The 12,179-nt window shown below is 51.7% G+C and carries 10 protein-coding genes and 1 other RNA gene; 8 read left to right on the top strand and 3 right to left on the bottom strand.

Going from position 1 to position 12,179, the window contains the following annotated elements; all coding sequences use genetic code 11:
- Positions 1-58 precede the first annotated feature (58 nt).
- Positions 59-170: antisense sRNA RprA (gene rprA / locus A0G03_RS19365), an RNA gene on the bottom strand.
- Positions 171-450: 280 nt separating this feature from the next.
- Positions 451-1,569 carry an AI-2E family transporter YdiK gene (ydiK, locus tag A0G03_RS19360; protein ID WP_048259726.1) on the bottom strand — a complete coding sequence of 373 codons (1,119 nt, stop codon included), beginning with the start codon at positions 1,567-1,569 and terminating at the stop codon, positions 451-453.
- 418 nt (positions 1,570-1,987) lie between these two features.
- On the opposite strand from ydiK, the gene ydiJ reads away from it, so the two are divergent.
- Both ydiJ and A0G03_RS19350 read left to right on the top strand, forming a co-directional pair.
- Entirely contained in the window at positions 1,988-5,041 is a 3,054-nt protein-coding gene (ydiJ, locus tag A0G03_RS19355; RefSeq protein WP_048259840.1) for a D-2-hydroxyglutarate dehydrogenase YdiJ, read from the top strand.
- Positions 5,041-5,457, top strand: coding sequence for a hotdog fold thioesterase (locus A0G03_RS19350; protein ID WP_048259727.1), 417 nt, complete (start codon positions 5,041-5,043; stop codon positions 5,455-5,457). The genes ydiJ and A0G03_RS19350 overlap by 1 nt, the downstream gene beginning before the upstream one ends.
- An 88-nt stretch (positions 5,458-5,545) precedes the next feature.
- Here A0G03_RS19350 and A0G03_RS19345 read toward each other — a convergent pair whose 3' ends face one another.
- A complete protein-coding gene (locus tag A0G03_RS19345) occupies positions 5,546-5,947 on the bottom strand; it encodes a hypothetical protein (RefSeq protein WP_048259728.1) in 402 nt (133 codons plus the stop codon).
- Positions 5,948-6,373: 426 nt separating this feature from the next.
- On the opposite strand from A0G03_RS19345, the gene sufA reads away from it, so the two are divergent.
- The 6 genes from sufA (at position 6,374) to sufE (ending at position 12,096) form a co-directional block, all read left to right on the top strand.
- The gene (gene sufA, locus A0G03_RS19340; RefSeq protein ID WP_039299022.1) at positions 6,374-6,745 is read left to right on the top strand and encodes a Fe-S cluster assembly scaffold SufA; all 372 of its coding nucleotides are present in this window, start codon (positions 6,374-6,376) and stop codon (positions 6,743-6,745) included.
- A 13-nt stretch (positions 6,746-6,758) separates the two neighbouring features.
- On the top strand, positions 6,759-8,258 hold the full coding sequence (gene sufB, locus A0G03_RS19335) for a Fe-S cluster assembly protein SufB (protein ID WP_011093431.1): 1,500 nt from the start codon (positions 6,759-6,761) through the stop codon (positions 8,256-8,258).
- Between the two features lie 97 nt (positions 8,259-8,355).
- Positions 8,356-9,102, top strand: coding sequence for a Fe-S cluster assembly ATPase SufC (gene sufC, locus A0G03_RS19330; RefSeq protein ID WP_005970394.1), 747 nt, complete (start codon positions 8,356-8,358; stop codon positions 9,100-9,102).
- Positions 9,077-10,423, top strand: coding sequence for a Fe-S cluster assembly protein SufD (gene sufD, locus A0G03_RS19325; RefSeq protein ID WP_048259729.1), 1,347 nt, complete (start codon positions 9,077-9,079; stop codon positions 10,421-10,423). Before sufC ends, sufD begins: the two co-directional genes overlap by 26 nt.
- Positions 10,423-11,646 (top strand): cysteine desulfurase SufS, encoded by a 1,224-nt coding sequence (sufS, locus tag A0G03_RS19320; RefSeq protein WP_048259730.1) that lies wholly within the window; start codon positions 10,423-10,425, stop codon positions 11,644-11,646. The genes sufD and sufS overlap by 1 nt, the downstream gene beginning before the upstream one ends.
- A 33-nt stretch (positions 11,647-11,679) precedes the next feature.
- Positions 11,680-12,096, top strand: a complete 417-nt coding sequence (gene sufE / locus A0G03_RS19315; RefSeq protein WP_048259731.1) for a cysteine desulfuration protein SufE — start codon at positions 11,680-11,682, stop codon at positions 12,094-12,096.
- Positions 12,097-12,179 lie beyond the last annotated feature (83 nt).

Here is a 12,179-nt window from a genome sequence, read left to right as displayed (position 1 = left end):
CAGACAGGAGAGTAGCAAAAAAGGAATGCAGCGTAATTGAATGGAAGAGAAATGAAAGGAAAAAAAAGGCCCATCTCAGGGGATGGGCAAAGACTACACACAGCAATTCGTTACTAACTCTGACGAGGAGGAAACCTCATTGACAAACAGTAGGTTAATACTAGCTCCGGTATTAATCCTATGGATTATGCCCTATTCAGTCATTAAGAATCATCCTAATAGTTAATTATATTTTAAGGATTGGCCTCTCAGGGTTTTTATATTGTCAATAATATTGATGCATTAGAGAAATGATACCAAAATTTTTAGGACTAATCCCTAAGAATAGAGGGTTAATCATTAGCTATTTTTACCTATTGAAAAAATGAGGGAATGATAGTGAGGAGGACGCGATGCTGAAAGAGAGAAATACGTGAGCGGCGCACCGCCCACGGGAAGAAAAGAAGGGGATTACTGCGATGAATCTTTATTCGGTGTTTTGGTCGTATTAACGGAAATGATGTTCTGCGGTTCGGGGATTTCGCGCATCCAGGCAAACAGCAGACGATAAGAAACGGCGAGGACGACTGGGCCAATAAACAGCCCAATCATGCCAAACGCCAGCAATCCGCCAATCACGCCGGAAAGAATCAGTAGCATAGGAAGATCGGCACCCATTCTGATTAGCATCGGACGAATCACGTTATCAATCGTTCCAACGACGCAACTCCAGACTAGCAGGATGGTGCCCCAGGTATTATCGCCCGTCCAATACAGCCAAATAATGGCTGGAATAAGCACCAGAAGTGGTCCCAACTGCGCCAGACAACACAGAAACATCAGAACGGTTAGTAGTGTGGTGTAGGGAATCCCAGACAGCCCCAAACCGATTCCACCTAACACCGATTGCACGATGGCCGTTACCACCACGCCCAGTGCGACGGCACGAATTGACTGCGCTGCCAGAATCACGGCGGCATCGCCGCGCTCTTGCCCAAGCCGTATAGCGAAATGTCGCACGGCTTTTGCAACCGCTTCACCTTTGTAGTACAGCAGAGCACTGAAGATAAGCATCAGCGAACAGTGCATCAGAAAGCGACCGACATGCGCAGCCTGTGCCACCAGCCAGGTTGCGGTTTTACCAAAGTAGGGCTGTACCTTGGCGAACAGGCCGCTGCCGCCGCTTTGTAATAGCGCCTGCCAACTGTTGAATAATTTATCCCCGACTAAGGGAATTGACGTCAGCCACTCCAGCGTCGGCGGCGAAAAGTTTTCCTGCCTGGCGCCCCAATTCATTAGTGCAGAGCTGTTATCGATCACACTACTGACGAGGACGGCAATCGGCACAATAAATAACAGGATAAGCAGAAGCGTCATGACGAGCACGGCCAGAGAACGTCGCCCCCATAATAGCGCCTGAAATTTAATCAACATTGGCCAGGTGGCAATGACCACCATACATGCCCAGGCGAATCCCAGAATAAAAGGCTGCACGACCCAAAAACAGGCAATAATCATGATGGTAATAAACACCAGACTGAACAGGATTCTGGCCAGGTCAAATCGTGGTGGTTGAGAATATTTGCTCAACGAATCGTTCCTCAATAGCAAAAGAAAAGGCTGAAGGTGAGGTAGTTTGGGTGAAGTGATCTCATCACCAGTCATCATGAGATATTTCAGGGTGTTTTGACAGCCTGTTGAACATTTTGTTGGTGAAACAGCGGTTAGCCAACACGCTGTATGTTTTTGCCGTTCTGGGAGCGCACACGATTGCGAAATGTGATAAAACGTGATGTCCCCGATGAAAGGGCGGCTATATACCAATGCTCGTCACTTAAACGTGGCTTTAGGGGAAACACGGTGATGAGGTTCCCGTAGGGATGCCTCACCCCGTGGTAGCCCCGGTATCTCGATCCTTAAGCGATCGACATTAGGCTATATACCCCTCTTCACAGGCATATCACGACATATTGGCAAACACATCATGTACGGACAGGGTCAAAAAATAATGATCCCACAGATCACGCAATCTCCCGGGCTGGTTCAGCCGGTACTTAATTTTCTGGAAGCATTAAAGAAAAACGGATTCACGGGCGATACGGCGACCAATTATGCCGATCGTCTGACGATGGCGACGGATAACAGCATCTATCAACTCTTACCGGATGCGGTGGTATTCCCCCGTTCAACTGCCGATGTCGCGATCCTGTCGCGGCTGGCGGGTGAGTCGCGATTTTCAGGGCTGACCTTTACCCCACGCGGTGGTGGAACAGGAACGAACGGACAGGCGCTGAATCGCGGCATCGTGGTCGATATGTCGCGTTATATGAACCGCATTCTCGAGATCAATCCTGAACAGGGTTGGGTGCGCGTCGAGGCTGGCGTCATTAAAGACCAGCTCAACCAGTATCTTAAGCCTCATGGCTATTTCTTCGCGCCTGAACTGTCGACCAGTAACCGGGCGACGCTGGGCGGCATGATCAATACCGATGCATCAGGGCAAGGCTCGCTGGTATACGGTAAAACCTCAGACCATGTGCTGGGGTTGCGTGCGGTGCTGCTAGGCGGCGAGATGCTGGATACGCAGGCGATGCCGGTAGAACTGGCAGAACAACTGGCAGAAGAAGATTCTCCCGTCGGCCGTATTTACCACACGGTGCTGCACCGCTGTCGTGAACAGCGCGCGTTGATTATCGACAAATTCCCTAAACTGAACCGCTTTTTGACCGGTTATGACCTGCACCACGTGTTCAGTGACGATCTGCGTACCTTTGACCTGACGCGCATTCTGACTGGGGCTGAAGGCACGCTGGCTTTTATCACCGAAGCGAAACTCGATATCACGCCGTTGCCGAAGAGCCGTCGTCTGGTAAATATCAAGTACGACTCCTTCAATTCAGCATTGCGCAATGCGCCATTTATGGTGGAAGCGCAGGCGTTATCCGTCGAAACGGTGGATTCCAAAGTCTTAAATCTTGCTCGGGAAGATATCGTTTGGCATTCCGTTAGTGAGCTGATTACCGATGTGCCTAATCAGGAAATGCTTGGCCTGAATATCGTTGAATTCGCCGGTGATGATGAAGCGCTCATCAACGGGCAGGTGGAGTCGCTATGTCAGCGGCTGGACACACTGCTAGCTACCGGAGAAGGCGGGGTGATTGGTTATCAAACCTGTAACGACCTGTCCGGCATCGAACGTATTTACGCTATGCGCAAGAAAGCTGTCGGGCTACTGGGCAATAGCAAAGGACAGGCCAAGCCTATCCCGTTTGCGGAAGATACCTGCGTGCCGCCTCAGCATCTAGCCGATTACATTGAGGAGTTCCGCGCGCTGCTGGACAGCCACAATCTGACATATGGCATGTTCGGCCATGTGGATGCCGGGGTACTGCACGTTCGCCCGGCGTTGGACATGTGCGACCCGCAACAGGAAATGCTGATGAAACAGCTTTCCGATCAGATTGTCGCGCTGACCGCCAAATACGGTGGCCTGCTGTGGGGCGAACACGGTAAAGGCTTCCGCGCCGAATACAGTCCCGAATTCTTTGGGCCGGAACTGTATGCTGAGCTGCGTCGCATCAAGGCGGCGTTTGACCCTGATAACCGACTTAATCCTGGGAAGATTTGTGCGCCGCTGGATGTCGACGCACCGATGATGAAAGTCGATGCGGTCAAGCGCGGCACATTCGACCGTACGATCCCGCTGACGGTTCGCACCGCATTCCGTGGAGCGATGGAATGTAACGGCAACGGATTGTGCTTCAACTTTGATGCGCGTAGCCCAATGTGTCCGTCGATGAAAATCAGCGGAAATCGGATTCACTCCCCGAAAGGTCGTGCAACGTTGGTACGTGAATGGTTGCGCCTGCTGGCGGAGCAGGGTGTCGATCCCGTTGCATTGGAAAACGCTTTACCGCAGCAGAAGTTGAGTCTGCGCGCCTTTATCCAGAAAACTCGTAACACCTGGCAGGCGAAGCAAGGCGATTATGACTTCTCGCATGAAGTTAAAGAGGCGATGTCAGGCTGTCTGGCGTGTAAAGCCTGTTCAACGCAGTGCCCGATCAAGATCGACGTGCCCGGTTTCCGTTCCCGTTTCCTACAGCTTTATCACACGCGCTATCTGCGTCCGGTTCGTGACTATCTGGTGGCGGGTGTCGAAAGCTATGCACCGCTAATGGCGCGCAGCCCGAAGACGTTTAATTTCTTCCTGAAAATGCCGTTGCTGAATAACCTGAGCCGTAGCCAGATTGGCATGGTCGATTTGCCTTTGCTGTCATCGCCGTCGCTTCGTCAGCAGTTTGCCGGGCATAGCGGAGTCAACACCACGCTTGAACAGCTGGAACAGCTATCGGAGCAGGCGCGTCAGCAGTACGTGTTAATCGTGCAGGATCCGTTTACCAGCTATTACGATGCGCAGGTGGTGGCGGATTTCGTTCATCTGATCGAAAAACTGAACCTGAAACCGGTGCTATTGCCGTTCTCGCCAAACGGAAAGGCACAGCACATTAAAGGCTTCTTACAGCGCTTTGCCAAAACGGCATCGAAGACGGCAGATTTCCTGAATCGCGTTGCCAAGCTGGGGATGCCGATGGTGGGTGTCGATCCAGCACTGGTGCTTTGCTACCGCGATGAATACCGTGAAATTCTGGGTGAGAAGCGTGGTGATTTCCAGGTGCAATTGGTGCATGAATGGCTGGTGACAGCATTGGCAGACAGCACGCCTCAGCCTGCTACTGGCGAGTCCTGGTATTTGCTCGGCCACTGTACGGAAACGACCGCGCTGCCAATCAGCACTAAGCAGTGGGCTGATATATTCGCGCGCTTTGGCGCAAAACTGGAAAATGTCAGCGTTGGGTGTTGCGGCATGGCGGGAACCTACGGTCATGAAACCAAAAATCTCGCCAACTCGCAGGGAATCTATGCGCTATCCTGGCAACAGGTATTGCAGAAGTTGCCGCAGAAACGCTGCCTGACCACTGGCTATTCGTGCCGTAGCCAAGTAAAACGGATGGAAGGCAGTGCATTACGCCACCCGCTACAGGCCCTACTGGAGATTCTCTGATGCTATGGAAACGACAGGTTACGCTTGATCAGCTTAATCAACAGAGTCAAGCGTGTATGGTTGGTCATGTCGGTATTCGTTATACCTGCCTTGCGGAGGATTATCTGGAAGCGGTGATGCCAGTGGATTCACGCACGCGCCAGCCGTTTGGCTTACTGCACGGTGGTGCTTCGGTCGTGCTGGCGGAATCGCTGGGCTCTGTCGCTGGCTATCTGTGTTCTGAGGGCGATCAGCAGGTGGTGGGGCTGGAAATCAATGCTAATCACCTACGTGCTGTGCGTGAAGGTGAGGTTCGGGGAGTATGCCGTGCGCTTCACGTTGGTCGCCGCAGTCAGGTGTGGCAGATTGAGATTTTTGATAATCAGAATCGCCTGTGCTGCATTTCGCGTCTGACGACGTCGGTGATTACGCCGTAAGCATGAAACGCTGAACCAGACTGCTGGCGGGTCTGGTTCGGTTGTTTTTTAGATAAATGGATAGTTCTTTAGGATAAATCGATAATTTTTAGGGTAGAAAAGGCACACGCTTAACGAAGTCCGTCTGAAACGCGGTCGCTTTATCCCATGAGCCTTGCATGCTTAACTGATGGCAAATCGACTTCAGCGTGTTACGGGCAAAGTAGTAGCTTTGCACTCGAAAGAGGTGGCAACGCCCTTCATTATTGATCTCTTTAATCAACCGATTGTGCAACTTGACCAGTGCGTGCAGATAACTGTCGTCATCGCCATTTTTCAGACACAGTTCAACCATGTTCATGCAGGCGTTATGAAAGCGACGTAAATGATCAATATTACTTCCCGGACGGTTCAGGCGAGCTTCCGCCATATAGAAATCAACAGTGGCATCGCGAATCTGAAATTTATATTCGTCAATCTGGTGGTGCAGCCAGGCATTCACGGAAAGCATGGTTATCGATCCTGAATATTAAATGATAATCATTATCATATTAATAAAAAAGGCCATGATCAATGGGCAAAACGTGCTTTAACGTTAAAATTACGATCGGAAATCACATAAATCTTCATATACCTTCCCTGTTTTATAAATAGGTATCACCGATAAATGTTATAATAATGATAACGAGATGATGATTTTTATCTGACCTAAAGTGATAGCGGGAATGATAATAATTCATTTGTTATCAATGGTTTGGGTTGTTTCTTTCTGTGTTATCTGGGGCGTTTAAGGCATGTAAAATAGCACTCTTGGCAGGCTAAAAAATCAAATGTTACGAATAGCCCTGCAAAACAAGAGGTTGAAGCTAGTTTCATTATCACTAACATTAGGGGAAACCAGCCTAAAACTGGTACCACACGCAATGAGGTATTCCATATGCAAGCGGAAAATGTAGGGACGTTTTCACTGGATGAAAATGTCTGGCAAGGACTGACGCTAACTGATAGCGCCGTGAAGCAGATTAAGAATCTGATGACGCAGGATGAAGCGGTGCAAGGACTGCGGCTTGGCGTTAAACAATCAGGCTGTGCTGGGTTTGGCTATGTGCTGGATTTGGTGCAGGAGTTTGAAACCGACGATCTGGTATTCGAACGTGATGGCGCAAAACTGTATGTCCCACTGAAAGCGATGCCTTTCATTGACGGCACAGAACTTGATTTCGTCCGTGAAGGGCTGAATCAGATATTCAAGTTTAATAATCCCAGAGCGCAGCATGCTTGTGGATGTGGCGAAAGCTTTGGCATTTAAGTGATGAAAAATTATGGCACGTAGCACGGTAGATGTACCTGATGATGTCCAGATCTGGATGGGTGATGGACGCTATAAAGAAGGTTTCTTCACGCAATTGGAAACCGATGAGCTGGCGCACGGCATCAACGAAGATGTCGTACGGGCGATCTCGGCGAAGCGTAATGAACCTGAGTGGATGCTGGAATTCCGTCTTAACGCCTATAAAGCGTGGCTGGAGATGGAAGAGCCGCATTGGCTGAAAGCCCATTACGAGAAACTCGACTATCAGGACTATAGCTATTATTCCGCGCCTTCCTGCGGTAACTGCGACGACAGCTGTGGCTCTGAGCCCGGTGCCAAGCAGCAATCCGGGATTACGGACGTGAATAATTACCTGACCAGCGAAGTAGAAAATGCCTTTAATCAGCTGGGCGTTCCCGTCCGTGAAGGCCAGAAAGTTGCGGTCGATGCTATTTTTGACTCGGTATCTGTTGCGACCACGTATCGGCATGAGCTGGCTGAAAAAGGCATTATCTTCTGTTCATTCAGCGAGGCGATTCAGGAACATCCCGATCTGGTGCGTCAGTATCTCGGTACCGTTGTACCGGCGAACGACAACTTCTTTGCGGCGCTGAACTCGGCGGTCGCTTCCGACGGCACGTTTGTCTACATCCCGAAAGGCGTGCGCTGCCCGATGGAACTATCGACGTATTTCCGTATCAATGCGGCAAAAACCGGTCAGTTCGAGCGTACGATTCTGATCGCCGATGACGACAGCTACGTCAGCTACATTGAGGGCTGCTCCGCACCTGTTCGTGACACCTACCAACTGCACGCCGCAGTGGTGGAAGTGATCATCAATAAGAATGCCGAAGTGAAATATTCCACGGTGCAGAACTGGTTCTCCGGTAAAGATGACACAGAAGGTGGCATTCTGAACTTCGTAACCAAGCGCGCGCTGTGTGCGGGTGATCATTCAAAAATGTCATGGACGCAATCGGAAACCGGTTCAGCAATCACCTGGAAATACCCAAGCGTCATTCTGCGCGGTGACTATTCCGTGGGTGAATTCTTCTCTGTTGCCTTGACCAACGGTCGTCAGCAGGCCGATACCGGCACCAAGATGATTCACATCGGCAAAAACACCCGTTCGACCATCATCTCCAAAGGGATTTCTGCTGGGCGTAGCGAGAACACCTACCGTGGTTTGGTGAAGATTATGCCGAGCGCGACCAACGCCCGTAACTTTACCCAATGTGACTCCATGCTAATCGGCAGCGAGTGCGGCGCGCACACCTTCCCGTACGTGGAAGTGCGCAACAATACTGCGCAGTTGGAGCATGAAGCGACGACCTCGAAAATCGGCGATGATCAGTTGTTCTACTGTCTGCAACGCGGTATCAGCGAAGATGACGCTATTTCGATGATCGTGAACGGATTCTGTAAGGACGTCTTCTCTGAATTGCCGTTGGAATTCGCGGTAGAAGCACAAAAGTTACTGGCGATTAGCCTGGAACACAGCGTGGGTTAATTCGGCGGTTACCGGGATTTTCACAGACGAATAATGAGAATCATCGGTCCCGGAATTCATTAAGCGCTCGCCATATTGAGCGTTGGAAGGAATAAGCATGTTAAGCATCGAAAATTTAAAAGTCAGCGTAGAAGGCAAAGAGATCATCAAAGGGCTTAATCTCACTATTAAGCCGGGTGAAGTTCACGCGATTATGGGCCCGAATGGCTCAGGAAAAAGTACGCTCTCCGCGACGCTGGCTGGACGCGAAGAATATGAAGTCACCGACGGATCGGTGAGCTTCAAAGGAAAAGATTTGCTGGAGCTGTCTCCAGAAGATCGCGCAGGTGAAGGCGTCTTCATGGCGTTTCAGTATCCGGTAGAGATCCCTGGCGTGAGCAACCAGTTCTTCCTACAGACCTCCGTTAACGCAGTGCGTAAATACCGCGAGCAGGAACCGCTGGATCGCTTTGACTTCGCCGACTTTATCGAAGAAAAGATCAAACTGCTGAATATGCCGGAAGATTTGTTGACCCGCTCGGTCAACGTGGGCTTCTCCGGCGGCGAGAAGAAGCGTAACGATATTCTGCAAATGGCGGCGCTGGAGCCGGATCTGTGCATTCTGGATGAGACTGACTCTGGTTTGGACATTGACGCACTGAAAATCGTCTCTAACGGCGTGAATTCTCTGCGTGACGGCAAACGTTCTTTCATCATCGTCACGCACTACCAGCGTATTCTTGATTACATCAAACCGGATCACGTACACGTTCTGTATCAAGGGCGCATTGTGAAATCCGGTGATTTCTCGCTGGTTAAACAGTTGGAGGAGCAAGGCTATGGCTGGCTTACCGACGAGCAATAATGTGACGAGCGATAACGTGGCGGGTAAAACCAGCATCGCACAGAAACAAGAGCAGGCGCTGCAACAATGGCATGGCCTGTTTGAACGCGATGCGTCGCGTCGTTCTGAAGACGCAAACCAACACTGGCAGGACGTGGTGCGTCTTGGCTTACCGCATCGTAAGCATGAACACTGGAAATACACGCCTCTGGATGGCTTGCTGAGTAATGAATTTGTCGCACCGCAGGCACCCTCTATCGATCGTGCTGCGGTGGATGCACTGGCACTTGCGGTGGATAGCTGGCGTCTGGTGTTTGTCGATGGCGTATTCAACGCAGAACTGAGCGACAGCGCCTGGGGACCGTATCAGGTTAACGTACAGGCGTCTCATGCGCATGGCGTGCTGCCTGCGGCGATTCAGTCAGAAGTGTTCCTGCATCTGACCGAAAGTCTGGCGAGTACGAGCACGTTGATTCGTCTGGCTGCCGGGCAGCAAGCGGAAAAACCGCTTTACTTGCTGCACATCAGCAGCAGCCAGGCTGCGGCGTTGAATACGGTTCACCATCGTCATCATCTGAACGTTGAGCGCGGCGCGAGTGCGGAAATTATCGAGCACTACGTCAGTCTGGACGAGCATGCGCACTTTACCGGTGCACGCCTGACGGTGAATGCAGCGGAAAATAGCCAGGTTAGCCACTATAAGCTGGCGTTTGAAGCGGCGGCGAGCTACCACTTCGCGCACAACGATCTGGTTCTGGCACGCGATGCTCGGGTTCGCAGCCATAGCTTCCTGCTGGGAGCAGGGCTGACGCGTCACCACACCAGTGCTCAGTTGAACGGCGAAGGGACGAATCTGTCCATGAACAGCCTGATTTTGCCTGTCGGCAGCGAAGTGTGTGATACGCGAACGTATCTTGAACACAATCAGGGCAACGGCGAAAGTCGTCAGTTACATAAAGTCATCGTCAACGATCGCGCCCGAGCGGTATTTAACGGCATGATCAAGGTTGCGCCACATGCGCTGAAAACCGACGGACAGATGACCAACAACAACCTGCTGCTGGGTCGACTGGCCGAGGTAGACACCAAGCCGCAGTTGGAAATCTATGCGGATGACGTGAAATGCAGCCACGGCGCGACCATTGGCCGTATGGACGAAGAACAGCTGTTCTATCTGCGTTCTCGCGGTATTACGCAGCAGGATGCGCAACAGATGATCATCTTCGCCTTCGCAGCGGAAGTCACAGAAGCGATTGAAAACGAGTCTCTGCGAGATGCGGTTCTGGAACGTATCGCGCAGCGTTTGCCTAACGCGTTGGCGAATGCCGGCAAGGCGGTATGATGAGTTATCCTATTGAACGGGTTCGTGCCGATTTCCCGCTGCTGGCAAGCGAGGTTAACGGCCAGCCGTTAGCCTATCTTGATAGCGCCGCGAGTGCGCAAAAGCCGCAGTCGGTTATTGAGCGTGAAGCCGAATTCTATCGCCATGAATACGCCGCTGTGCATCGCGGCATTCATACGCTGAGCGCGCAGGCGACCAGCTCGATGGAAGCCGTACGCGAAAAGGTGGCGTCCTTTATCAATGCCGCCTCAGTGGAAGAGATTGTCTTTGTACGTGGTACGACGGAGGCCATCAATCTGGTGGCTAACAGCTATGGCCGCACCTTCATCCAGCCGGGCGATAATCTGATTATCACCGAGATGGAGCACCACGCTAATATTGTTCCCTGGCAGATGCTGGCAGAAGCGCGTGGCGTTGAAGTTCGCGTATTGCCGCTGGCTGAAGATGGTTCGCTGGATGTGGCACAGCTTCCCGCGCTGTTGGATGAACGCACTCGTCTGCTGGCGGTGACGCAGATATCCAATGTGTTGGGCACGCTGAACCCAGTGAAAGCGATGATTGCACAGGCAAAAGCGGCAGGTGCTGTTGTGTTGGTCGATGGTGCGCAGTCGATTATGCATCAGCCTGTCGATGTACAGGATCTGGATTGCGATTTCTTTGTCTTTTCAGGACATAAGATCTACGGCCCTTCAGGCATTGGTGTGCTGTATGGCAAACGTGACCTGCTTCAGGCTATGCCACCGTGGGAAGGCGGCGGGGCGATGATCCGTCAGGTTAGCCTGCGTACGGGTACCACCTATGCAGATTCACCGTGGCGCTTTGAAGCTGGATCGCCTAACACGGGCGGCATTATGGGCTTAGGTGCCGCACTGGATTATGTGACGGCACTGGGGCGTGAAGAGATTCAGCGTTATGAATCTTCGCTGATGCAGTACGCGCTGGAGGCGCTAACGCAAGTGCCGGATTTGACCTTGTACGGTCCTGCCGAACGGCACGGCGTTATTGCGTTTAACCTTGGGCAGCACCACGCCTATGATGTGGGAAGTTTCCTCGATCGATATGGTATTGCGATTCGCACCGGCCACCATTGCGCGATGCCGCTGATGGAACACTATGGTGTTCCCAGTATGTGCCGCGCCTCGCTGGCCGTTTATACTACGCGCGAAGAAATTGACCGGCTGGTTGCCGGATTGCAACGTATCCATCGATTGCTGGGCAGTTAAGCGCCGCGCGCGAATCTGTTCGGGGAGGAAACCATGGCGAGTCTGCCAGAACCGCAGAAGCTGGCGCGCAATTTTGCGCGCTGTAATGACTGGGAAGAAAAATATCTGTATGTCATCGAGTTAGGGGAGCGTCTTGATCCACTGCCTGATGAGTGGCGTAATCCCGATAACCTGATTTCGGGGTGCCAGAGCCAGGTGTGGATTGTGACACAGCCTGACGAGCAGGGCGTTATCGCTTTGCACGGAGACAGCGATGCTGCCATTGTGAAAGGCCTGATCGCGGTAGTTTTCAGCCTGTATCAGGGGCTGACAGCGCAGGAGATTGTTGCGCTGGATGTGCGACCGTTCTTTGAATCGCTGGCGTTGAATCAACACCTGACGCCATCCCGCTCTCAGGGACTTGAGGCGATGCTGCGTGCCATTCGTGCGCATGCCGCTGCACTGCTTTAATTCTCTCTGCTTCGCTGAGTATAAAAAAGCGCTGTGACGGAAAAAACGTCCAGCGCTTTTTTGTTTTTTTCATTTACTGATTT

Source organism: Pectobacterium peruviense (assembly GCF_002847345.1).
Lineage (GTDB): Bacteria > Pseudomonadota > Gammaproteobacteria > Enterobacterales > Enterobacteriaceae > Pectobacterium > Pectobacterium peruviense.
The sequence above is the reverse complement of the archived record's forward strand: the minus strand, read 5'-3'. Positions and strand labels throughout refer to the sequence as shown.